20 protein-coding genes are annotated in these 24,342 nt (G+C 60.9%); 12 read left to right on the top strand and 8 right to left on the bottom strand.

Translation table 11 applies throughout. From position 1 onward, the window contains the following. Nucleotides 1-93: 93 nt before the first annotated feature. The 5 genes from OZX62_RS05020 (at nt 94) to OZX62_RS05040 (ending at nt 9,170) form a co-directional block, all read left to right on the top strand. Nucleotides 94-717, top strand: a complete 624-nt coding sequence (locus tag OZX62_RS05020) for a ParA family protein (protein WP_277176919.1) — start codon at nt 94-96, stop codon at nt 715-717. Continuing rightward, on the top strand, nt 717-953 hold the full coding sequence (locus OZX62_RS05025; protein ID WP_277176920.1) for a hypothetical protein: 237 nt from the start codon (nt 717-719) through the stop codon (nt 951-953). Before OZX62_RS05020 ends, OZX62_RS05025 begins: the two co-directional genes overlap by 1 nt. A gap of 131 nt (nt 954-1,084) precedes the next feature. Beyond that, nucleotides 1,085-2,005, top strand: a complete 921-nt coding sequence (locus tag OZX62_RS05030; RefSeq protein ID WP_277176921.1) for a hypothetical protein — start codon at nt 1,085-1,087, stop codon at nt 2,003-2,005. Nucleotides 2,006-2,232: 227 nt separating this feature from the next. Continuing rightward, nucleotides 2,233-8,382, top strand: a complete 6,150-nt coding sequence (locus OZX62_RS05035) for a hypothetical protein (protein ID WP_277176922.1) — start codon at nt 2,233-2,235, stop codon at nt 8,380-8,382. A gap of 314 nt (nt 8,383-8,696) precedes the next feature. Next, nucleotides 8,697-9,170 carry an isochorismatase family protein gene (locus OZX62_RS05040; RefSeq protein ID WP_277176923.1) on the top strand — a complete coding sequence of 158 codons (474 nt, stop codon included), beginning with the start codon at nt 8,697-8,699 and terminating at the stop codon, nt 9,168-9,170. A 264-nt stretch (nt 9,171-9,434) separates the two neighbouring features. Here the strand turns inward: OZX62_RS05040 and OZX62_RS05045 are convergent, their stop codons facing one another. The 3 genes from OZX62_RS05045 to OZX62_RS05055 all read right to left on the bottom strand — a co-directional run bounded on the left by OZX62_RS05045 (nt 9,435) and on the right by OZX62_RS05055 (nt 13,361). Beyond that, nucleotides 9,435-11,837, bottom strand: coding sequence for an FtsX-like permease family protein (locus OZX62_RS05045; RefSeq protein WP_277177036.1), 2,403 nt, complete (start codon nt 11,835-11,837; stop codon nt 9,435-9,437). Continuing rightward, nucleotides 11,837-12,538 carry an ABC transporter ATP-binding protein gene (locus tag OZX62_RS05050; RefSeq protein ID WP_277176924.1) on the bottom strand — a complete coding sequence of 234 codons (702 nt, stop codon included), beginning with the start codon at nt 12,536-12,538 and terminating at the stop codon, nt 11,837-11,839. Before OZX62_RS05050 ends, OZX62_RS05045 begins: the two co-directional genes overlap by 1 nt. 163 nt (nt 12,539-12,701) lie before the next feature. After that, entirely contained in the window at nt 12,702-13,361 is a 660-nt protein-coding gene (locus OZX62_RS05055; protein WP_277176925.1) for a TetR/AcrR family transcriptional regulator, read from the bottom strand. A 227-nt stretch (nt 13,362-13,588) separates the two neighbouring features. On the opposite strand from OZX62_RS05055, the gene OZX62_RS05060 reads away from it, so the two are divergent. From OZX62_RS05060 to OZX62_RS05085, 6 genes are read left to right on the top strand one after another with little or no spacing between them, the layout of a single operon-like run. Then, nucleotides 13,589-13,798 (top strand): hypothetical protein, encoded by a 210-nt coding sequence (locus tag OZX62_RS05060; RefSeq protein WP_277166844.1) that lies wholly within the window; start codon nt 13,589-13,591, stop codon nt 13,796-13,798. 1 nt (nt 13,799) lies between these two features. Further along, nucleotides 13,800-14,654: a type IV secretion system protein gene (locus OZX62_RS05065; RefSeq protein ID WP_277176926.1), complete on the top strand. Its 855-nt coding sequence runs from the start codon at nt 13,800-13,802 to the stop codon at nt 14,652-14,654. Nucleotides 14,655-14,682: 28 nt separating this feature from the next. Next, nucleotides 14,683-15,195 carry a PrgI family protein gene (locus OZX62_RS05070; RefSeq protein ID WP_277176927.1) on the top strand — a complete coding sequence of 171 codons (513 nt, stop codon included), beginning with the start codon at nt 14,683-14,685 and terminating at the stop codon, nt 15,193-15,195. Further along, complete coding sequence (locus tag OZX62_RS05075; protein ID WP_277177037.1) at nt 15,080-17,524, top strand: VirB4-like conjugal transfer ATPase, CD1110 family; 2,445 nt, start codon at nt 15,080-15,082, stop codon at nt 17,522-17,524. The genes OZX62_RS05070 and OZX62_RS05075 overlap by 116 nt, the downstream gene beginning before the upstream one ends. Beyond that, nucleotides 17,521-19,281: a CHAP domain-containing protein gene (locus OZX62_RS05080; RefSeq protein ID WP_277176928.1), complete on the top strand. Its 1,761-nt coding sequence runs from the start codon at nt 17,521-17,523 to the stop codon at nt 19,279-19,281. Before OZX62_RS05075 ends, OZX62_RS05080 begins: the two co-directional genes overlap by 4 nt. A 20-nt stretch (nt 19,282-19,301) precedes the next feature. Further along, complete coding sequence (locus tag OZX62_RS05085; protein WP_277176929.1) at nt 19,302-19,811, top strand: hypothetical protein; 510 nt, start codon at nt 19,302-19,304, stop codon at nt 19,809-19,811. Nucleotides 19,812-19,897: 86 nt separating this feature from the next. On the opposite strand, the gene OZX62_RS05090 is transcribed toward OZX62_RS05085, so the two are convergent. The 4 genes from OZX62_RS05090 to OZX62_RS05105 all read right to left on the bottom strand — a co-directional run bounded on the left by OZX62_RS05090 (nt 19,898) and on the right by OZX62_RS05105 (nt 23,183). Further along, nucleotides 19,898-20,248, bottom strand: coding sequence for a hypothetical protein (locus OZX62_RS05090; protein ID WP_277176930.1), 351 nt, complete (start codon nt 20,246-20,248; stop codon nt 19,898-19,900). Between the two features lie 493 nt (nt 20,249-20,741). Next, nucleotides 20,742-22,493: a VirD4-like conjugal transfer protein, CD1115 family gene (locus OZX62_RS05095; protein WP_277176931.1), complete on the bottom strand. Its 1,752-nt coding sequence runs from the start codon at nt 22,491-22,493 to the stop codon at nt 20,742-20,744. Continuing rightward, nucleotides 22,490-22,873 carry a hypothetical protein gene (locus OZX62_RS05100; protein WP_277176932.1) on the bottom strand — a complete coding sequence of 128 codons (384 nt, stop codon included), beginning with the start codon at nt 22,871-22,873 and terminating at the stop codon, nt 22,490-22,492. Before OZX62_RS05100 ends, OZX62_RS05095 begins: the two co-directional genes overlap by 4 nt. Next, nucleotides 22,857-23,183: a hypothetical protein gene (locus tag OZX62_RS05105; protein WP_277176933.1), complete on the bottom strand. Its 327-nt coding sequence runs from the start codon at nt 23,181-23,183 to the stop codon at nt 22,857-22,859. The genes OZX62_RS05100 and OZX62_RS05105 overlap by 17 nt, the downstream gene beginning before the upstream one ends. Between OZX62_RS05105 and OZX62_RS05110 the strand changes: the two genes are divergently transcribed. Continuing rightward, a complete protein-coding gene (locus OZX62_RS05110) occupies nt 23,182-23,847 on the top strand; it encodes a hypothetical protein (RefSeq protein WP_277176934.1) in 666 nt (221 codons plus the stop codon). The genes OZX62_RS05105 and OZX62_RS05110 overlap by 2 nt on opposite strands. On the opposite strand, the gene OZX62_RS05115 is transcribed toward OZX62_RS05110, so the two are convergent. Continuing rightward, nucleotides 23,790-24,296, bottom strand: a complete 507-nt coding sequence (locus tag OZX62_RS05115) for a hypothetical protein (protein ID WP_277176935.1) — start codon at nt 24,294-24,296, stop codon at nt 23,790-23,792. The genes OZX62_RS05110 and OZX62_RS05115 overlap by 58 nt on opposite strands. Nucleotides 24,297-24,342: the final 46 nt, after the last annotated feature.

The following is a 24,342-nucleotide window of genomic DNA, read 5'->3' on the forward strand; positions in this document are numbered from 1 at the left end:
GGGATACGAAATCAGGAAATCATGATTTCGGGATATCAAGCATTCATGAAAACAAGAAATAAATAAATAAATAAATCAGGAAAGAAGGAAACCATGAGGATAGCGATAGCGAACGCAAAGGGCGGGGTCGCCAAGACCACCACCGCCATCTATCTGGCGACGGCCGTCACCGACCGGCACGGGAGAGGAGCGGCCACGGTGTACGACGCCGACCCGCAAAGCTCGGCCAGCCTATGGGCCGACGCCGCCGAAACCGACGGCACGGGACTGGGCTTCGAAGTCCGACCCGCCAACCTGAGCACCTTGGGACGGCTCGCTGCGCAGGATGGCGGGCCAGCACACGGCGGCTGGGATTTCGTTGATGCGCCGCCGCAGGGGCGGCTGCTTGAGGCGTCGATCAGGTCGGCGGATTTCGTCGTCATCCCGACCTCGGACTCCCCGCTGGACCTGCAGCAGGCATGGGCCATGCTCGACGAGGCGAGGAAGACCACCAGCGCGGCCGTGCTCATCGTCCGCGCCGAACGGAACACCACCGCCTTCAAACAGACCGAACAGGCGCTGCGCGATGCGGCCACACCGCGTTTCGACACAGTGATACCCAAACGCCAGGAAGTCAAGAAGGCCCTGGGGTCAAGGCCCGCCAGAACCTACGAGTACCGGGACCTGCTGAACGAACTCGAACAGGTACGCCGCGACATGACGGGGGAGGAACGCTGATGCAAGGCAACTACACGCCGATACGACGAGACCCCTCGCCGCTAAAGGATGTCCTCAATCCGCAGCCCGACGACAAGAACGCAAATGGTGTCTCCGAGCGGAAGGTCATGCTCTCGCTGCGCGTGCCGGCCATATTGAAACGTCGGTTCAAGGCCGAAGCCTCCGCGCAGGGCCGGCGCATGGAGGAATGCCTCATAGAGGCGATCGGCGGGTGGCTTGAAAGCCAGCAATCATGAAAGCCTGAATTCAAGGAATCATGAATTCATGAAAACAGGATTCTCGGCGGCAGGCGCGCGTGCGTGTGCCGCCGCCGAACCTATGCGACCATATAACAGGTCATCAGGAAATGAACACAAAGGGCAGGGTATTGAGTAAAAAAAGTGGCGAGGCAAAGGAAGCCCCGGAAAAACCCAAAGTGAACAGGACATGGAAGATGGTCGCTACAATCGTCGCGGCCATCGCTCTGGTTGTATCCGGCACGGCAGGATGGATGATGTACCGGCATGAACGTGAAGCAGCGAGCTCGGCATGCCGGCATGACGTCTCGGCCTTGCGGAAGACGATGAAGACGTATACGGGACTGCTGAAAGGCGAGGCGTACGCGATGGCGACGCTTGACCCAGCCATGGTGGCTGACCCGCACACCATAACGGCGTTGGCGAAGAAGCTCGATGAGAAACAGCCGAAAACGATTTCCTGCGACGCCGACGACATCTTGGCACTGAAAGCCGCAGACACCTCGGCACGTGACGCCGGAGATTGGTACAGGCTTCATCTGACCGGGCTACGCAAAGCGACGAAAGCGGTCAAGGATTCCCGGACCGACAAGACCGTCGAACAGGCCAAACAGATACTGAAGAATTCGGACGGGAAAGTGCAGGACGAAGCCGTTCGCGACAGACTCGCCAAAGCCATCGAATCCAGAAACGACGCGCAGATCGTCCAAGCTATGAACGATGTCAACTCCAATATGCAAGCCAGACAAGCCGCCGACGCACAAGCCCAAGCCAATGCATCTGCCCAGCAGTCGGCGGCAGAGCGGGGTACGGGAGGCTCGACAGGTAAAGCATCCGGAGACCGGATGCCCGCATACCGGCGACCAAACGGAAACATACCGCAGACGGGAACAGCGGCACGTCCTTCTCCGGTCCCGTCACGGCCGTCGCCAGGTTCTCAGGCTCCTCCATCCTCCTCCGGACAGAAGCCCGGCTGGGACGGAACCGTGAACTTCGACGGCACGGACGACACCAGCGGCGCTTGGCACAACATTTCAATACCGACCGAATAGCCTTCGGCGGATGCAAGTTTTCATGAAAGCCTGAAATCATGAATTCATGAACCTCGGATTTCAATACCAAGTCTTTGAGTAGAACCCAGTCCGTCCAATCCCGTGTTTCAAAAGGGAAGAATGGTCCGGTCCCGTAGCGGGTGAGAACGAGATTCCCTCTGTTTATCCCTTTCCGGGATTCGCTTCGGGGAACGTCCCCGAAGCCCTTTCTGGAACAGGAGCAAAGAATGGGCGGGCCGTACGGGCGATCCATCGACAGCAATCATCGGAAACACGGATTCGGAAGGATGGCCGTCGTGTTTGCCGTGACAGTGGCCTCGCTGATGGCCGTGCTGGTTCCGTCCGGCATAGCCTCGGCGGCGGCACTTCCGCCTGGCTATTGGTTCGTGCCGTTCCGCGAAGGGGCGACGTTCAACGGCACGCACGGCTCAAGGCTGGGCCCGCAGGGCTTCGACAACGGCAATCCGGTCTACTGCATCGAGTCGGGCGTGCCTCTGGGTGCGATCTCGGGGGCGTGGCAGGCGACGGCCGACCATAACGCCATGGTCGGGGCGACGATGGTCGGCCAGCATCAGGGGGATATGTCTGATATGACGCAGGCTGCCGTCGCCTTCGCGGTTCACGACCACCTCGACCAGGGCGACAGCCATTGGTCCATCTACCGCACCAAGCAGCTGGAAAACGCTGACATCAACGCGGTTTCGGGCCTTGCCGGCCAATTCTGGTCGCAGGCCGAGGGGGCGTTGCCCAGCGTCGTGCAGGCCTCGTACAAGTACACGCAGGCCAAACGCACCGGCATCATCGACGCGGGCATCCGCAACTCGTCCGGCCGGTACGTGGCGGGCTTGTCCTATACGCTGGTCAACACCAACAACCTCGTGAAGTTCGATCAGACCGGCACCAACAGTATCAGTGTGACCACCAACGGCTCCTACCAGCCGATACCATGGACGGCCATCGGCAACGGGCATGCGACCTACCAGATCAGGTTCAGCAGCCCCAGCGCGCAGAAACTCGTCTCCGCCAAACAGGACCTGTTCAGCATGCGGCAGAACGACCCGACCACGCAGGGAACCATCGAGTTCGACGTGCGCCGCGACTTCCAGCCCACCGTCACGACCGACACCGGCGGCTCCCGCATCCTCGCACGTGGAGGCCAGGCCCGAGACAGGGTCACCTTCGGCGTCGCCCCGGGCGACGAATGGGTGCCCGGCACCCACGTGACCGCCAAAGGCTACTATTTCACCGGCAACCCCGGAACCATGGCCACCGTCCTCGCAAACCAGCAGGGCGAGACACCCGTCGACTACCTGAACCGCGTCAAGACCCGGCTCGGCCAGCCCGCCGCCACCGCCATGCTCACCACCGACCATCTGGGCATGTTCGATGTCACGGCCCTCAAGGACGGCTCCGCCTACACGAACCCCGAGGACGGGCGCGAGGGCGACTGGCTGTGGACGATCAGCAAGAGCGACACCCCAGAAACGGAACGCGTCAACGTGCGGGGCGACTGGATCGACCCGTTCGGCAAGGCCGTCGAGGCCGTCTCCCAACAGGCGCACACCTCCGCATGGAGCGAAGTCGCCGAACCCCATGCCGCCACCGGCGCGGACATCCACGATGTGATCCATATCCACGGCCTGCCCCGTGATCTCGGCACATTCAAAGGCGACGGAGCCTTCCATTCCGACACGACCACGCTCAGGGTCAAGGTCTGGTGGGCCGGCGCCTCCGGCGGGAACGCGGGCATCAAGGAAGAGGACGAGAAATACCGTCCCTCCGGCAGCGGCGAACCCGCCCAGGACGCGAACCACAAGCTCCTGCGCACCGCCGACTACGACCTCTCCAAGCTCATAGCCGCCATGGGGCCCGGATACAAGGGCGACCTCGACATCAAGGTCGCCGGAGGCAAAGGCGGCGACCCGCTCTCCGACGGCACGCAATTCAGCGTTTCCGCACAGGCGACCGGCTACTACACGTTCACCGCCACCTACGCGGGCTGCGACCGCGCCACGGGATTCTCGACCGCGTACGACGACCCCTACGAGTCCACGTTCGTGACCCGCGAGAAACCCGGCCTGATCGACATGACCACCGACACCAGTCCCCAGCGGGTCAAGGTCGGCGAACGCTTCCACGACACCGCCCACATCAGCGGGGCCAGCAACGCCGTGGACACCCTCACCGACGGCTCGTACCTCGAATTCACCGCCTACAAGGCTGTGCCCGGCAGTCCCGTACCGGATGCGGGCACGCTCATCGACCGCGTCAAGGTGACATTGAGTGCCGAACAGTTGCAGCTCCTGCGCCAAGGCCGGCCGATCGACGTCAACAGCCCCGAGACCGTGAGCGGCACTGCCGGCAACGTCTACTGGCGCGCCAGCTTGCACTCGGATGACGGCACCACCGTCGCCTCGCACGACCTCGGGCTGAAAACCGAGACCACCACCATTACGGCAGGCGGGCGCATCAGCTCCAAGGCGCAGCCCATGGGAACCGTGGGCGAACCCCTGCACGACGACATCACCGTGGGCGACGGCATCGACGGCAACATCCCCGACGGCAGCACGGTCACCGTCCGAGCCTACCGGTACGACGGCCAGCCCCAGGCATCCCGCGACCAGATGCTCGCCGAGAAGACCTACCCGGTCGACACCGCCAGATTCGGCGGACGAGGAAACGGCTCAAGCTACACGTTCCGCGCCGACGGGTTCATCATCGCCAGACCCGGCATGGTCTACTGGGTCGCCACCCTCACCGACCCCGCCGGAAGGGTGATCGACCAAGGCAGCTACGGCGAGGACACGGAACGCACGCCGGTCCAGGAATACTCGACCACGACCTCAAGGAAAGTAATCAGCACCCCCGACCCGCACTACGCCGAGAAGACCGACAAGGTCTATGACGTGCTCCACCAGACCGCTTACCGCCAATCCGACGGGGACACCTCGATTCAGATCGGCCAGACCGCGAAAGGCACCACCTACCGGTTCACGCTATGGCGGCAGGGCGAAGGCGACCCATCCGGCGACCGGCAGGTCTGGCAGGGCGGCAGTCACACGCTGCCCACCATGCCGCGTGACGGTAACGCGCTCAAGACCGACCAGAACCTGAAAAGCGAGACGGTGGGCATCGACCCCTCATGGACGCCTGGCACCTACTACTGGCGTCCCGTCGTCACCGACCGCGACGGCAACACGGTATGGGTCTCGCCCCAACGCGTCCCCGCCGAATCGTTCGAGCTCGTGCGCGTCACCTCCACGTCCGCCGAACCGCTCTACACCGATACGATGCACGTGCAGGACACCCTTCACGTCCAGGGACGTCTGCCCAAAGGCAGCTCCTACACGGTCGAACTATGGAAACAGGACAAGCACCAGGGAACCACAGTCGAAAAGACCGCCGAAACCCAAAGAACCACGCTCGACCACGACGTTGCCGACACGGATATCAAGGCACCCGTCATGACGAACCCCGGCATCGGCCCTTGGCAGTTCCGCTTCCGCATCTGGTCGCCAGACAACCACGGCGGAGACCCGCATATCGACCCGGACTCCACAATCGTGCCCGACGACTGGAAACAGAACGACGGATACCCCGAACGCGACCTGATCTACGAGGGAACACAGACGGATTCCGAGCGCTTCGAAGTCGTTCACATCGACACCGACGTGACCGGCACCAACAACGTGCACACCTCCGGCAACGCCCACTACGTCGATGTCACCGACGGCATCGACGTGAACGATCACGCCACCATCAAAGGCCACATGCTCCCCGGCTACAAGCTCGGCTTCGAGCTGTGGCGCAAGGACAACGCCAACCACAAGACGAGCGAAACCTACCCGTACAACGAAACAAGGGGAGACGCGCTGAAAGGCACAACCCCGGCCATCACCACAACGGAAGGGCAGACGGAAGCCGATGGCACACCAATCCACATCACCGACCCCGGCGACTATTACTGGGTCGCCACGCTGACCAAACCCGACGGCACGGCCTTCACGCCGGACGGCATGAACCCGTGGCACGCCAAACGCAACGAGCCAAGCGAACTGTTCCACGCCATCCGCGTGACCACCTCGACATACAAGTGGTCCAGCAATGGCGGCACCACGCAGGATACCGCCAAAATCGAAGGGTGGGCCGACCCGAACGGCACGCTCGGCTTCGAGCTGCACCACGTTGGCGATGACAGGCTGGTCTCCGACCTCAAGGGCAAGCCGCTCAAGGACTTCGCCGGCTACGATGCGGACACGTACACAAACACGTTCACCAGCGAGCCGGTCAAGGTCCCTGATGCCACGGACTACGTATTCGAGGAACACTACCGTCTGCCCGGCGACGACACCGACCTGCACCACGGCAAGCCCGGCACGCCAAGCGAATCGTTCCGTGCCATCGACGCAGTCACTGACGTGGCCACCGAGTTCGAGCTCGGTACCGCCGTCAGCGACCACACCGACCTCGCCAACGTCCGTTGGAAGCAGTCGGGCGACATCCGCGACGACCTCATGGACGGCCTCGACATCCGCTGGAACCTCTGGAAGCAGGGCCAGGGCGACGAGTCCACCGACACGAAACTTATGACCACCGGTTACACGACGTTGGCCAGCGGGCAGACCGAGGCCGTAAGCTCCAAACAGGCCCCGACCCAGACCGGCATCTATTACTGGCAGGTCGAGGTCAGCGACCACGACACCCATAAAGTCATCAAGCTCGGCGTACGACGCGAGCCACGCGAGACGTTCCGCATCATCAAAGCCGACAGCGAGGCCGAGACCATGCAGATCGCCGGCCACCCGATCGCCGACACTGTGACCATCACCGGACCCGTCGCCGAAGGCACCCAGGTCTCATGGATGCTCACCCGAGACCGGAACGACGGCACGCAGAACGATGTCGCGTCATGGCCCGACGTGCCCAACGGCAGCATCCTGGTCACGAAAACACAGGCCGAACAGGCACTCAAGGACGGCAAAACCGCCATCGACGGGCCGCAGTACGAGCGCCCCGACGTAGGCGGATACCACTGGGTCTTCAGCCTCACCGCGCCGCGCAAGAACCTTGCGGGCGACGGCGAGCCGGTCAAGCCCGGCGTGGACGGCAACGGCAACCCCGACGGGTCCCATCTCGAAAGCCAGCCGTTCTACACGGACTCCGCGCTCAATCCTGACGAGACCACACAGGTGATTACCGTCGACACGACGACCGACCACGAATCCCACACCGGCGAGCCAATCCACGACACCGCCCTATTCGACGGCCACGTTGTAGAAGGCACCCGCACCGAGTTCCGCATCTACAAGCAGGACTCCGGCAACGACCCGTCCAAGGACGTGCTCATGGCCACGACCAAGCGCCAGTCGGTCGCCGAAGGAACGGCAAGCGTCGAAAGCCCCGAATGGACACCGACACAGCCCGGCTGCTACTACTGGCGCAACGTCGTCTACCGTCCAGCCACCCATAAGGGCGACACCGTCCAGGCCGAGCCACTGTTCGTCGGCCCCGCCCGCATCGCATCCGAATCGGTGGACGTGGTGCGCGTGACCACCACGACCGAACGTGTCGTCGACGCAGATGCCCCGATTCACGACACCGCAAGGATAGAAGGAACCGTCCATGACGGCCAATACCTCGTCTTCCGCCTCTACCGGCAGGAGCAAGGCAACAACCCGAAGGCCGACAAACTGGTGTGGAACTCCAAACACATCATGCTCAAGACAGGCCAAAAGAACGTCGTTAGCCCTGAGACGACCGTGAAAGAGGCTGGCACCTATTACTGGCGAGCAGCCCTCTACCACAGCAATCCCGTACAGACACGTGACACGAACGCCGACCCGAACACGGAACCCGACCCCGCCGACCAGCCGATCCACACCGGCGCGGCCCGCGAACCGGGGGAGACCGTCGACCTCGTCAAGGTGACCACCAAGGCCGACCCCACGGGCGTGCCCGGCTTGCCCATCCACGACACCGCCTACATTCAAGGCGCAATGCCCGATGGCTACCAGCTCGTCTTCGAACTGTGGGACCGGCACCCCGGCGACGTTTCCAAGGACAGGCTCGAGGTAACAACCAAACCGGTCGATGTGCGCCCCGGAGCTACCAAGGTTAGAAGTCCCGGCGTCAACGTCACAACCGGCGACCACTACTGGCGCGAGAAGCTCATCCGACGCGACAACCACCATCTGGTCAGCTACGGCAAGCCACGCGTGGCCGGCGAAAGCGTGCACGTCGGATCGCTGGCATCCACGGGAAGCGCCGTAGGTCATATCGTGTTGATTACAGTGGGATGTCTTGTTTTGGGCTTGGGAACCGCTCGTCTCTCCAAAAGCAGGATGCGAAACAGAGTGTCTCGTTCCAAACAGGAATGAGATAGTGGGCGATAGATGATAGGTCATGTCCGGGATCGCGGTTCCGGCATGACCCATTTTCTGTTTTCGCACGAATGGGGTGTGGGGCAATCGGAGGATGGCCGATTGCTCCTATCAGGCACAAATGTATAGTTATTTTTAGAATCATTCGAATGGTTCTGACCAGACAAGCAATCTGAAACGGCTTGTATGGTCGTATGCTTGCGTGATTGCCAAAAGAAGTCTTACGGTGTTTAGCATCGGCATCATGGATATGGTGATGACTCGGGAACATGCATGAACGGCACGTCAGTGCCAGTGGGAAGGTGAGAGCAGTGGCTGGATGTTTGCTGGTGATTGACATGCAGGAGGAATATGTCGGCGAGGGCAGGAACAGGAGAAGCCACCCGTATGATGCCCTGGCTCTTATCGAAGCGGTAAATGGAAGGATCGCGGACTATCCGCCGGAGCATGTGTTTTATGTGCTCAACCGGTTCTTCTACGAGTCGCGCAAATCGCCGAAAACACTGGTGGCGGGCCTTGACAGGGTATCCGGTAACGTGTTCGAGAAACGTCGGGGCAACGCCTTCACGAATCCTGAACTAGCCTTGAGGCTGCGTGCGATGGATGCCCGGTCACTGGAGCTTGTGGGTGTGGACGGCAACTATTGCGTCGCCGCTTCCGCGCTGGGCGGTGTGCGTGAGGGGTTTCAAACGGCATGCAACGAGCATTGTATCGGCACCGCCAATAAACGTAAGTACGAGAGGACCCGACGCAAGCTTGCCGAGAACTCCGTGAGATTCATCTGAGTCTTCTTGGACTGTCATGTTGACTGTGACGCTTCAGTAGGTTTTCCAATAGGCCGTATCCCTCGATTTGACGGGTACGGCCTATTGTTTGTAGATGTGTTCTATCTGGATGGGTTTATCGTTGCTGTTCTTCGGGTAACGGCTACTATTGACTCATAGGCGATCAGGACGGCATGTGTTTTTGACTGGCATCGCACCGTCCTTTGAATGTCTTCGAGAATGGGCTTGTCACACGATGGAACGGCGTGGCAAGCCCTGTGGCAATCAATCGACGGATTTGAGGGCCTGCACCATGTCGATGTGTTTTGCCCGCCGGCTAACCCAGAGGGCGACGGCCAGTGCACAGCCGAGTGATATCAGGCTTTCCCAAATGAAGTCTCGCCAGTCGAGGACTGGTAGAGTGTCTTGTGTGTGGTTGGAGGCGACCTTGGTGTAGAGGCCAAGGAAGGCAATACCGGCCGGTACGCCTACGAGCCAGCCGACAATTGCAGCCGTAAGATTCTCGCGGAGTATCGAGGCGCGTATTTCCTGCTGCCGGAAGCCGAGCACACGCATGGTGGCATATTCTCGCTCGTGTTCGGCGAAGCCAAGCATGCCGAGGTTGTAGAGCACGACGATGTCGAGGATGACAGCTGCAAGTTTGAGCACCATTAGGACGCTGGTCTCTTCTGCCGTGAACCGTTTGAGACTCTGATATTGGTCCGTTGTATCGGTCAGATGGTCTATCTGGTCCAAGTGATTGAGACGTGTGTCGTCGCTGTGACCAGATAGAAGCAAAGCTGTCGGGGAGAAATGGCCTCCGGCCTTGTGCCACGCTACCTGCGTCATGAAGACGCCCTGCGTGTACGGAGAGTAAGTTATTCCAGTGACCGCAACAGTGGTATAGCGTGTGGTGCCAGGGGTGCGGAAGCTGACCGTCCCACCGACATGGGCGTTGAGCCGCTGTGCTGTCTGCCGGGTCAATACCGCTCCTTGGTTCGATGCGGCCAGCCATCCTTTTCCATCTGCCGCCTCCATGCGGATGAGATCTCCCGGGCCCATGACCGTAAGCGTGTCGATCTTGTCGTCGTGCCGGTATTGGATCGTCGTTTCTTGAATCCATTGGGTTCCATGCTGCCTTACCGTACGGTCTACCATGTCGCGACCCGCATTGCCGGTGCCGGGTTTGAGCGTGGCCTTGCTGGCGTAAGTGTACTGGCGTTGGTATTGGTTGTCGGCGCGGGCATCTACAGAGCGCTGCATTCCGAAGCCGGCGGTAAGAAGAACCATGGAGCCCATAACTCCGAAAGCCGCCATGAGCGTGCGTGTTTTGCCTTGGCTAATATCGCGCAGTGTCCATCGCCAGGAATGGCCGATACGTGACCATACTGGGGTGATGTGTTCGAGCGCCATGTGTCGTTGGCGAACGCCGTTATCGGTCTCGCCGCGCATTGCTTCGGCCGGGGTGCCTGACAAAGCCTTGAAGCAAGCCATCAGAGCGGCGAGCGTGCAGGTCATGACGAGCGCCAACGCAAGAAGGAAGGACTTCGGGTCGAAAGCCAGTGGCCAATGTGGCAATGAATACAGGCTTTTCTTGGTTCCCAGTAGGTATTCATTGAGGAGGATGGAAGCGGGAAGCCCTAGCAGGGTACCGGCGGCCGAGACAATCAGTCCGTAAGTGGCATAGTGGAAGAGAATCGTACGTTTCCTGAATCCAAGAGCCCTCATGGTTGCGATCTGCCCGGCCTGCACCTTTACCAGTCGGCTGATGGAGGTCAGAATCGTCAGAAGGGCCAAGAGGATGAACATGGCTGAGAACGTCAGCGATAGTGATTGCAGCATTGTGCCCGAATCCGTCAGCGACGACGTCTGCATGCGGTTCGCCCGGCTCGTGAACGAGTTGAACCGCTGTCCCAGAATGCGACGCACCCCATCCTCTACGGACCGTTGGCTGATATTCGTTGCCAGTCGCAGTCGCAGCATCGACCATGTTTGAGGAGCTTTTGAAGCGGTAGCGCTGGCCATGGACGCGGTCAATCCCTTGTCTAGGGCGGCCTGCCGAATCATGTCACGGTGCAGGTTGCGTTCCGTCGGTAATCCGGCGAACGCATAACCATAGGTCTTGTGGTCGGGGGAGATAGCGTTCGGGCCGACCGGGTAGATGTACTCGGCGGAAAGCGCCAGCCCCTTAACGAGATAATCGTGTGTCACGCCTGCGAACGACAGTCGTACTGTGCTTCCGACGTCGAGGTTATGGGCACCGGCGAAGTCCTTGTCGAGCCAGATACCCGTCGAGTGGGGATCGAAGGTACGCCCTTTGACGATATAGGGACGTTGGGTTGCGGTGTCTCGGATGGTGGTCAAATCGACCGTTGCGTCATGGCTGTCTGGCTTGCCGTGGCCTTCAGCGAGAGATGTGCGTGCCGCAAGGCCGGGGTCGGCCCGTTCGACACCTCCGATCTGTCGGATGGCCTTGAGGTCATTAGAGGTGATGTTGGTGCCTGCCACCCATACGTCCGCGAGGTTGTTCTGATAGGCGAAGTCCTGATACCCTTTTCGCATGCCGAGCGACGGTCCGGAGATGCCGGCGAAGACGAAAACGGCGAGGAATGACATAAGCAGCACCGAGAAGAACTGCGGCCACATCGACTTGAGGTCGCGCCCGGTTTTGACGATAAGATAGCGCATCACCAGTTCACCTCGCTCATCGGCAGCGGATCCTGGTTGTCGTCGACCGACATCACGTGCCCGTTCCTCAGATGGATAACACGGTCTGCCGCCTGGGCTATGGCCGCGTTGTGGGTGACGATGACGACGGCCTTGTGATAGGTTCTTGCCATCCCGTCCAACGCCATGAGTACCTGTTTGCCCGTCTCCGTGTCCAATGCGCCGGTCGGCTCGTCGCCAAGCAGCAGGCGCGGGTTCTTGGCCATGGCACGGGCGATGGCGACGCGCTGCTGTTCGCCACCGGACAGTTCGGAGGGGAAGTTGCGGGCCCGTTCGGCAAGGCCCATGTCGTCCAGCATGTCCTTTGACGGCAGTGGATTGTCGACGAGGCGCGCGGCCGCGTCCACATTCTCGAACGCGGTGAGGCTGGGAATGAGGTTGTAGAACTGGAAGACGAATCCCACTTTGTTACGGCGGTATTCGGTCAGTTCTCCCTCGTTCAGTTGCGATATTCGATCGCCATCCACCTTGACCTCGCCGGAAGTGGGTAGGTCCATACCTCCCAAAAGGTTGAGCAGCGTGCTCTTCCCAGAGCCGGACGGCCCGAGTATAACCGTCATACGGCCCTCTTCGGCTGTCAGATTGATGGCGTCCAGCGCCTTGATGGTTTTGTCACCTGTACGGTAATACCGGCTGACATTGCTCAGCTCGATGAAACTCATGTTCCATTCCTCTCATGCATGGTCGCACCCGGCTGCGGACGGCAGGCGGGCACGACCTTGAATCGGCTGATGCATATTTGGAAGGGAAACAACAAAAAAGTAACAGGAAAGCACAGACGTACGATGTGTCCGGAAACGCTGCACCGACGGTTTGCGAGACCGGTTATGCCAGCTCAGCCTCAACCTCGACATGGGTCAGGTCGATGCCGAGCAGGCCTGACAGATAGGCTAGGGCCGCTTCGGTGGCCAGCTTCCCATCCTTCAGGACACTCCGACCCTCGGTGAAGATCGAGATGGTTCCAGAACAGACAAGCATCGCAGTCACCTGGGGGCCGCCGGTTCTGCTCAAGGCGGTCTCAGGCAGCCTGCCCTCGCGGGTCAGACGCTCCAGTGCCGCTGCCATGCTCGAGGTGATCCGCGTGGTGAAACGTTCACGGATGTCTGGATTAGTGTCGAGGAAGTTGTCGCCAAGCCTGCGGTTGTCGAACATCGTATCGACATCGTTGACCGCGTCGATGACCAGACCGACGAGGTTGGACACCACCTGTTCAACAGATGAGTCCGGGTCTTCCATCCCGCAGACGAGGTCGTCAGCGTACCGGTCAAAATAACGGTCCAAGCACGCCGATATCAGCTCGCTCTTCGAGTCGAAGTAGTAGTAGAACACACTCATTCCCACGCCGCGTCCGCCGTTCATGGCTTTGATGACGTCGCGCAGGGACGTGTGCGCCACTCCCTTGCTGGTGAACAGGGCAATCGCCGTGTCCACGAATTCCTGTCTTCTTTTTTGTGAATGTTCTTCTTTCGTTGTCATATACATCATTATAGAACGCGTTCCAGAACAGGAGTATAGAACACTGTTCCATAAATGGCAAGAGGTGTGTTGCCACATATAAGGCATATAGAAATGAGCATCATTGTCCCGACCTCTAGGCCAGGGGCTATATGCCGAGTAAGTCTTCCACTTGTCCGCCCATATCCCATTTCGGTTGCCGGAGACTGATATCTGGTGACGCGTCCGCGTGGCCGAAGTTTTCGAATACCGGGGGTATGGCTGTGACGCAGTTGACGCAGATATTGGAGTTGTTTTCGAAGTTCGCCATCATCGGCGGCGGCCTGTGGGCGGTGTGGGGCGCGATTACGTTCGGCGGCGCGTTGAAGGACCAGAACGGCCCTGATATGAAGTCGGGCATGTGGCAGATCGTGGGCGGTGGCCTGATCTGCGCGGCCGCGGCGATCTTCAAGACGGTCGCCCTCTGATATGTCCGCGTTGCAGGACCTCGTCGTCGGCATGCTCAACGCCGTCGGCGGCGGAGGGGTCGGCAACCTCGCCTCGAGTCTGCTGTCGACAAGCCCGGAGGCGTGGAACAGCGGCCTCTACCAGACAGCCCTGAACATCCACCAGACGGCGGTGAAGCCGTTGACGGCCGTCGTGCTGGCGGTCATGTTCAGCATGGAGCTGGCGCGCAACTCGTCGCGTATCCAGGACGGTGGCGAGCTCGGCGTGAAGATCGTGGCCGCCACGATGTTCAGGATGGCGATGGTCATGGCAATCGCCCAGAACGCGAACCTCATCTTGCAGGCGTTCGACGGGGTCACCCAGTTCATGGTCGGCGGCGTCTCCCACCAGCTGTCGGCCGGCGGCGGAGGCCCGGCCGGTCCGGGTGTGGGCGACCAGATGGCCGATCAGGTCAAGGACGCCGGTATGACCGGCCAGCTCGCGGTTCTGGTGATGCTGCTGATCCCATGGGTGCTGAGCCAGTTGGCGGCGGTGGTCGCCACGGTGGTCATGTACGTGCGTTTTATCGAGATCTACGCGCTCACCGCTTTCCAATCTCTGCCGTTCGCACTGCTGATGCACGAGGACACCAAGCCGATTGCGGTCGGCTATTTCAAATCATATGCCCGCACGTCGTTGAACGCGGTCACCCTGTTCATCTGCATCGCTCTGTACCAGAAGATTGTGGTGGACGCGGTCAAGGTCCCCGACGGGACCAACGCCAAGCTCACGCAATGGGTCATGGGCAACTTCGGCAATCTGATGATGGCGGGCATCATGCTCCTGTTCGTCGTCTCCGTGTCCCAACGGGTCAGCCGCGCCATAGCGGGCGAATGACGAGCCGAATACGAGGAAGGGGATAGACATGGCGTTGCAGATGCGCGTGTACAAGGAGGTCGCCGGGGTCGAGGCCAAGGTCATGCTCGGCATGAGCTGGCGCCAACTGGCCGCCACGGGCCTGATGCTGATGCTCGGCGGCGGGGAGAGCTGGCTGTTCTTCATGGTCCTGTACAACACCGATCTGGGCAGCGACCTGCTGGTGCTGGTCTGCCTGCCGGTCGCCCTGTGGGGATGGTGGCGGCCCAAGGGCCTGAAACCGGAGGCGTACATCCGCTACATGCTGCGCCAGCGGTTCGGCCAGTCCGTCTTCCTCCGGGACGGCAGGACCGTCCTGCGCTCCACCCGCAGAACCGGGACGAACGAACACGACAAAAACATGAACGGCACCGACACCGGAGACGAAAGGGAACAGGACGATGAAACTGAAACGCAACAGGAACAAGACCGGGAACAAGCAGGCCAAAACCGGTTCCGGGAAACCGAAGAAGCATCCGACCGCCCACGTGCCGGGAACCGTAAGGGAACTGATCGGCTATGACGCGATGCTGCCCAACGGCATCGCCCATCTCGGCGACGACCGTTGGAGCGCGACGCTGCGAATCGGGGACATCAACTACGCGATCAGCACACAGGAGCACCAGATGGACATCGTCGACCGGTGGGGCCGGTTCCTCAACTCGCTGCCGGACGGCATGGCCCTGCAGGTCACGGTCACGACCCGCACCCTTGACCCGGAGCTGGTCAGCCGCCGCATCGCCATGCCCCCAAAGGGCGACCGGTTCGACGGGCTGCGCGGGGATTTCAACCGCAACGTGCGCCAGTTGCTCAACGGAGGCGGCACAACCAGCAGCCTCACCGACAAGTACCTGACCTTCACCCTCACGGAACGGGACAAGGAGCGAGCGGTGACCCTGCTGAACCGGGCGTGCCTGTCGGCGCAGTCCCAGCTGCGTAGCGTCGACGGGTGCGAGGCGCACAGGCTCGACCGGACGGAACGTTTGGAAGTGCTGCACTCGACGCTCAGGCGCGGGCAACGCTACACGTTCGACGAGGACGCGTTCGCCGCCAGACGCCACGCGTCGACCAAGGAATGGGTGGCCCCGTGGGCTATCGACACCCACGACCGCCGCAGGCTCCGCATTGACGCGGGAGACAAGGAGACCTACACGGCCACGCTGTGGATCAGCGACTTCCCGGACTACCTCTCCGACTCCCTCATCGCGGGGCTTACCGACATCAAGGCCGACATCAGCGTCAGCATCCATCTCAAGCCGCGCACGAAGGCTGCCGGGCTGAAGCTAGTGAACACCAAGATCGCCGAAATGGAGATGCAGGCCGCCGACGAGCGCGGCAAGAACGCCAAACGCCACCAGCCCGACGCCTACCTGCCCCACGACCTGCAGGAGTCGTTGGAGGAGGCCGGCGACCTGCGCGCCGATCTGAAACACAACGGCGAGCGGCTCATCGACTCGCTCATCGTGGTCAACATCGCCGCCGGCAGCGTCGAGGAGCTGGACCGTCTGGCGCGGGACGTGATGGGCGTGGTGGACGGCCAGTCATGCGTGGCCGAAACCCTGACCTACATGCAGGTCGAAGGCCTCAACGCCAGCCTGCCGCTGGGCCTGAACCCGCTGCCGATGCGGCGCAGCCTGACCACCAGCGGCGCGGCCATCCTCATCCCGTTCACCACGCAGGAGCTCATGCAGCCCGGCGGCGTGTTCCACGGGGTCAACGCACGCAGCGGCAACGCGCTGGTCGTCGACCGCACCAAAAGCATGAACGGCAACGGGTTCATCCTCGGCACCACGGGGTCGGGCAAGAGCCAGGCGGCGAAAAACGAGATCATGCAGACCTTCCTCACCCGACCCGACGACGACCTGCTGATCATCGACCCCGAACGCGAGTTCACACCCCTCTGCCTGGCGCTGGGCGGGGAACGGGTCGCCATCGGCGAGGACTCCAGCCAGCACATCAACGCACTCGACATCGAATTCGGAAACGGCGCGGCAGGAGAGGACGGCGACCCGATACGGCAGAAATGCGCCGCCGTGCTCAACATGCTCGACGCGCTGATCGGCGGCTCCGATGGCATGGGCCGCGTCGAACGGGCGCTGGTCGACCGCGCCGTCATCGGCCTGTACCAGGAGCTGCGGGCCGGAACCCGCACCCGCATGCCCACCCTTCTCGATCTGCAGGCCGCGCTGTCGGCGATGAACAGCCCCGAGGCCACGCACGCCGCGCAAAGCCTAGAAATCTACACCACCGGTAGCCTCAACGCTTTCAGCCACCCCACCGATGTCAACGTGCACAACAGATTCATAGTCTATGACGTGATGGGTTTGGGCGCGGAACTCAAGACGTTCGGCATGATGGTCGTCCTCGACCAGATATGGAACCGAGTCATGCGCAACCGTGCCGCAGGCAGACGTACCTGGTTGTGGGTCGACGAGTTCCACATGCTCTTCAGCAACCCGTTCGCGGCCGACTACTTCCTGCGCATCTACAAGCGCGCCCGCAAATGGGGCCTTTCGGTCACCGGCATCACCCAGAACATCGAGGAATTGTTATTGAACGATGACGCACGTCTCATGCTCGCCAACTCGGACTTTCTGCTGCTGATGAACCAGACCCCGACCGACGCCGACACCTTGTGCAGGATGCTGAAGCTCTCGGGGGAGCAGCGCGAGTACTTCACCGGCGTGCAGCCCGGCCAGGGCATGCTCAAATCCGGCACCGCGTTCATCCCCTTCAACGGCCGCATATCCGCCGACAGCCGCATGTACCGGCTCTTCACCACCAAATTCGGCGAACATACCGGAAGCGTGGACGGCATGCCCGCCCCGCCGCTGCCCAAGCAGGCCCGATGAGACGGGCGCAGCCGACCGGCGCGGTGAAGGCATCACGCAACGTTCGCGTCTTCCACGCCTCCGCCCAACAGCAGCAAGGAGCAGCCGCCCACCTGCGCGGCCAGCACCCGACGAAAGCCCGGAAAACGGGAATGAAGGCCCAGCCCGAAACCGTCATCCCCGAAGAGACAACGGCGGGAACCGAAAGCAACGCCAGCGGAAGCGGACCGGGCGATACCGGACTCGCAGACCATGCTGGCAGGGAAACCGAAGACGGTTCCAAGGTCAGGAAGAATGCCAAAACCGGCAAGATCCGGAAGATTGGCGAACGATTCTCCGACAAGCCCAAATACACGGAAGCAGACGGGGCAAACAATCGGAAGGGAAGACTCCGAATTACCGGGAGTCTGGCAAGAAGCGTCCTGGCAGCCGGCCGAACGACGATAGGATGGAACGAGGGAAGTCGAAACGATGGGGAAGAATCGCTCGAATCCCGGTCCCGCTCCGAAGCGGGCCATGCCATCGCCACAGCGGCCGGAAAGACCATATACAGCAATGGATATGCGGCTAGAAACATAGGGAAGTCGGCAGGCAAAACAGCTGGGAAAGCCGCAAAAAGCGTCGCATCCACAAGCAAAACCGTGCATACGGCCGGTTCGACGATTGCCCGATCAGTGCAAACCGTCTACCGCAGTGCTGCACGAACGTTCGAATCAGTCAAAACCATGGCCGCCACGGCCGTGGCAGCACTGACGACCGCACCGGTATTGGCCGGGGTACTCACCGTCGCCATGATCGCCGCACTCATGCTCTCCCTGCTGATGCCGGCCACCGCCACCGCCTCCTGCGGGTACGGCAGCGTGAAGGTCCCCGACCAGGCACAGCCATGGGTCGACGAGGCCGCCACCACCAGCGGACTGGACAAGCCTCTGATCGCCGCAATCATGAGCCAAGAGAGCGGGTTCCGGCCCGACGCCTACGCCGATGACAGCAACGGCGGAACATGGGGCCTGCTGCAGATGAACCGGAGTGTATGGCGCGGCGTGCACCCGCAAGGGGCCGACCAGACACCGCCCGAAGGCATCACCGACCCCATGACCCACGCCCATTACGGCGGCATCTACCTGAAAAACCGCATGAACGGCGTCAAAGACCTCAAAGCCTCGCACCCCGATGCGGCCTTCGCCCAGCTCAGCGACGAGGACGCGCTCATCGTCGCCCACAACGCCGGCGAAGGCAACCTCATGAAATACCCCAACATCCCGCAAACCACGCAGAAATACCTTGAGAACGTGCACCGCATGACCGGCGGCGGCCAGAGCTGCAACGTCGACGAGGGCGCGACCGTCGGCAGGCTCAGCCCGCCGCTGGTGATGAACTCGGACGGCTACCACGTCAACGTGGAGGCCACCGGCACCGACCAGTCATCAGCCACATACGAGAGATTCCAATGCACCTGGTGGGCCTTCATCCGCCGCCGGCAGATCGGCAAACCCGTCGACCCCTACATGGGCAACGGCGGCTTCTGGGCCGACAAGGCCACAAGCCTCGGCATGAGCGTCGGGGGAGGCCCGCGACCCGGCGACGCCATCAGCTTCAGGCCCGGCGTACACGGCAGTAGCCCGGCCTATGGGCACGTGGCCATCGTCGAACAGGTCAACGACGACGGGTCCATCATCATCAGCCAGTCCGGTACCGGCTGGATGACCGTGGTCATCGAGACCATCAGCGCCCAACAATTGCAGGCCATGGGCGACGGCGTCGTCTTCATCCACTGAGACATACAAGGAAAGAACAAATGATTGACAGGAAACGCAGGCTGGCGCTGGCTGTGCTTGGGATGCTCGTCGTGGTAGGCCTCTGTTTGATGACCTTCTGGCCGACCGACCTACAGAAACGAGAAACAAGGCCGGCTCCAAACTCCATCAGCATCGACAAGCCGAAAACCGAAAACAGAAAGAATAGCCATAAGTCCAGTGTCCTGAAACCGGAACAGGTATGCGAGCAGGTCGGCCCCAAAGCCCTCACCGCCTACGCCACCGACAGCCCGGACCGCCCAGTAAAACTGCAGCAGTATTTCATCAAGGACGCGAAAGGCCTGGATGTGCCAGTCTCGGACATCCAGCCGCAACCGGCCCCGACCTTCACCGGCTACCTCGCCTTCGGCCGAGACAACGACACCGCTATCTGCAACGTATGGACCGGCCTCGAAAGCCCGTGGACTATCCATTTCAACTATAGTCAAGTTATCGGTTGGAAAGCTATATGGGTTGAAGGGCCGTTACAGGGGAGTGTAATCGATGAATAATTTTGTGGAGAGTCAGCACATTGATGTTGCTTGCTTTAAAACTTGACAGATGATTTTAATTATATTCATCAAAGTTGCTGAGCATTTTATAGTTTTTCTAGTTGTTTGTCTATTCCATATGCGTAGTCATCGGCTAGCTTTTCGTCAACAAAACGTTTCCGCCCCTTGAACCTTCGTTTCTTAATTCTCAGACGATAGTCAACCACGTATTGCCCATCTAATTGATAGGTTTCTACGCTTCCAAATTCGCCTGTATAAACGTAAACCTGAGTGACGGATTTTTCAAAGCCGCGACTTGCAAGACGTGAAATTGGCCCTTTTAGCGGCCTGCCGTGTATGGTAGGACCGCCATGATGAGGTGGGAGCCCTTCCTCGAATGTTTTTTCTCTGTCTAATGCGTAAGAACCATCGCTTCTATGACTATTTTTGTGGCTCATGGACATTCCTCCTGTGTTATAATTAAATATAGCATTATAAAAGTGTCAGACTTTGACACCAAAATGATGTGAGACCTTGCTGCTAGTAACTGGCCTTGAGTCGGTTTTAGTGTGTTCGGGTAAGTCAAATGAATGCTCCGAGGGTGTCGCCATTACAACCTGTTGGTTGACACGCCATAGGTTATTGAGGGTTAGCGGGAGCTAACTTAAAATGACCGGATTTGATAAGAAGCAAAAAGGTAAGCGTAAGAATCTTAATGAGATTCTTCGTTTCTTGGCTGAAGCGTTGTCCGAGAAACAGAAGCGATTCTGTTTTATTGTGTATTGGATGAGCATATGTGTAAGGAATTTGTCACTTACGCTAGTTCCGTTTCTAGTCTTTTGGATTAGGTTGCATGGTTAGACAACTATGTATTGCAGGTATGTCGGTGGGCTAAGTGTCTGCCGACATACCTGCAATACATGTAAAACTAGCTAAATTTCATAAGACACTTTATTTGACGGTAATGGGATTTGGTTTTCGCATTGCGTTCTGATCTGTAGAGATTATCTTCTTTGATATGAATGGTCTGACACCTCGTAGCAGGTAGATGCATTGGTTGGTGGGGAGTCTTCCGAGCTCGTCGCGGTCGAGGAGGGCGCGTTGGTTCTTGCGTATGGAGGTGCTGTGGCTGCCGTTGGTGCCTTTGCTTTCGCTGGTCTCGATGATGTCGATGGTCTGGTTGCCGAGGCGTTCCGAGATGTATTCGGTGGTGCTTTTCTCGTTCCCGCCGAGGAAAAGTTGGGAATCGCAGTTGCCGGCGATGGTCTCCCAGTCGTCCTTGTACAGGGCCTTGCCCTGGCTGTAGGTCTGCAGGATGATGCTGGCGCTGATGTGGCGGCTGCGGATGGTGGCAATGAGCCGGGTGAGGTTGGGTATCTTGCCGATGTTGGCGAACTCGTCGAGCATGCAGTGCACGTCGCGTCCGAGCGTGCCATCGGGGCTGCTGTCCGCCTTGCGGATGAGGATTTCGAAGAGGCTTTGGTAGAAGACGGCGGCGAGGAAGCCGAAGGTCCCGTCGGTGTCGCTGGTCTCCAGATAGATGACTCGCTTGCCCTCGTCGAGGCTGTGAAGGTCGAGCTGGTCGTGGTCGAGGATGTCGCGGACCTGTCGGATCTGCAGTGGGGCGAGGCGGACGCCGAGGCTGATGATGATGCTTTTCTTGGTCTCGCCGGCTCCTTGGGTGAAGGTGCGGTACTGGGTGCAGGCGAAGGCGAGCCCGTCGAGCATCCTGAGGGTCTCACGGTCGTATTGTTCGGGGTGTGCCCGCGCGTTCTCGGCCTCCGTGTGGGCTTCGGCGAATTGGGCGTCGATGATGGATTCGCGGGTCTCGTCCTCTTCGCTGGCCTGCATCAGAGAGACCATGTCGACGGCCTTGGTCAGGCTCATGTTGTCGCGGATGGTGCCGTCGGGGTCGGTGGTGGTGCCGTCCTCGGTGTAGTAGACCCAGGCGATGAGCGCGGTCAGCAGGGCGCGTTCGGCGCGTTCCCAGAACCCGTCGCTGTCTTTCCTGTCGCCGGTGGTGTTGGTGATGATGTTGTCGACCAGCCGCAGGATCGACGGCTCGGGCTCCACGGGGTCGAGATAGCGCATGGGGTTGAACCCGTCGGACCGGTCCAGGTGGATCAGGTCGAGCGTGCGGGTCTCATAGCCGCGTGATTGCATGGCCTGTTCGGTGTCGCGTTTCAGCTCGCCTTTCGGGTCGGTGCACGCGAAGTTCATGTCGGCGGCCAGCAGGTTGGGTTTCACGTAGCTGCGGGTCTTGCCCGAGCCCGAGGAACCGAGGACGAGCACGTTGAGGTTGCGCTGGGTGCGGCGGGTGTCGAGGCCGAGCCGTTCCGTGCGGGTGAACGTGAGGTTCCGCTCGGGTTGACGGTCGGTGAACGGGGCGATGTCTCCGGGCTTGCCCCATTTGGCGCTGCCGTGCTCCTCGCCGGGACGTGTAGCCAGGCGTGTGGAGGCATGGTAGGCCCATGCCAGCAACCCGAGCCCGCAGAACGCCAGCCCGCAGAGCAGGTCGGCTCTGTCAACGCTGAAGTGCAGGGGACGCTGCAGGTCGAGCCAGAACCGGTCGGCCGCATCCACCCAGGTCATGCCGCCTGCCAGGTCGGTGCGTACCTGCCATCCGGTCTTGTCGCCCAGCCAGAACAGCAGGGCCATGCCCGCCATGGTGGCGAGGATGGTACGTATCGTTCTGTTCGTCATTGTTGCCTGTCTTGGTTGTGGTTGACTCGTTTTCTTGCACGTTCGAGGATGGCTGTGATGGTGCTCCCGCGATTGAGCCGTATCGTCTCCCGCCCGCTGCTGTCATTGGTTGCTTCGTCGGAGGAACCGTATGGTCTATCGGTGGTTGTCCTGCCGGCGGCTTCCAGCCATGCGTCCAATACGGTGCCCATATCCTCGTCCGTGTCTGTGTGGTCGGTATTGTTCTCTGGGGTGGGGAGTATCCATGTCATGTGCCCGTTTTGTACGATCCTGTGGCCGGGCCCGTATATCGCCGTGACGAGACGGCCTGCCGGGGAATCCGGGTCGACGGCATCTGCCGGCCGGCATCCTGTGGGCATGGTGTTATTGCCGGTCGGCACCGTGCCAGCCTATCGACGTGTGCGCGCACACCGTGCCCGCAGTGATGTGCCCGTCCCCGGTGTCGTCGTGGAAGACGCCGTTGACTACCAGCCAGTCGCCTTGTCTGCTTTGCGAGGCTTTCAGATACGGTACCGTCTGACCGCGTGCCTCGACGTGTAATGCCAGCATGCCGTCGGCGTGCAACGGCACCCGCAGGGTGAATACTGCGACCGGTCCTTTCTGGTCCTCGGCATATGTGATGTTCTCGGCCAGCATGCCTTCGGCCCACACCTCGACGGCCTCGCCTTCCATGTCTCCAATGGCTCGCATGCCGGTCATCCTCTGGCCCGTGGGCGTGTGGGGCATGGCGGGCGGCTGTGGCGCTGTTGGTCCTTCCGTCGGCGCGATGCCGGATCCGTTCGAGCACCGCGTTCCTGTCCTCCACCGTGCGTGGTTTCTGCTGTCCGGTGCCGTCGCCGAACTTGTAGCCGTCATGCCCGTGGACGCGGTAGGAGCCGTCGTTGACGATACGAACAGCGTCGAACGAGCAGCCGAACTGCTGGTTGATGTAATCCAGCAGGCCCTGGCTGGTGTAGGGGAACTCGCCCAGGTTTACGGGCCTGCCGGCATGTTGCTGTTGGGGGAGCCGACGCTGGTTGATGTCGTCATGCCGTCCGGTGATCTCGAAGGCGAAGTCGGTCGACCCGTAGTCCTCCCACGGGATGCCGGCGAACGCCTTGCGGTACCGGTCGCCCCTGGGCGGCTTCGACACGCCCTGCGCTTCGAAGTAGATCCGTTTCCCCGCGTCGTTCGTGAACGCCGTCCGTATCTGGCAGTTCGACAGCTCGCCACGCGGCACCACCGTGCCCGCCCCCTCCAACAAAAGCGTGCCCCTGCCCGACGGCCTCTCGGTTCTTGTATTCTGGTCTGTTTCGTTCATCTGCGCATCCTCCTCGTGGGCGCCGCCATACTGGTTCCATACCGGCCGCTTTGATCTTCGGGATTGTCGCGTGTCGTTCGTTCCCTCGTAGCCGTGTCATGGTTGCTGGCCGGTTTGGGGTAGTCGGCGAGAGGTTCGAAGGGGTCGCCGCCGGCGGTGCGGGGCACGCCGTCACCGATGAACTCGCCCCTGTTCGCATCCACATCCATGACGGCCGCCCTATCCTCGGTGTTGTGTCGTTCGACCATGCGTCTGGCATAGTCGTCGCGTTCCTGCCGTATCGCCCGGCACAGGTCCCACGGGTCGTTGACGCGCATGGTCTGCCGCGCCGGCCCGGCCCCGCGCCACAGCTCGATCGGCCGGCCCGGCATGAAACGCACCGTCACCGGCCCACCGGCCTCCTTCTGCCCGCGGGCACGCCGGTTCATGAACGCATCGACCTGCCAGCCGCCCGCCTCAAGTCCGTGCAGCATCGTGCCCTCCGGGATCGAGACCCGCATCATCGAAAACTCCCTGCCGTCCCGAGTCCGATGCGTGTACGGGTGCACG

This window comes from Bifidobacterium sp. ESL0690, assembly GCF_029392315.1.
Taxonomy (GTDB): Bacteria; Actinomycetota; Actinomycetes; order Actinomycetales; family Bifidobacteriaceae; genus Bifidobacterium.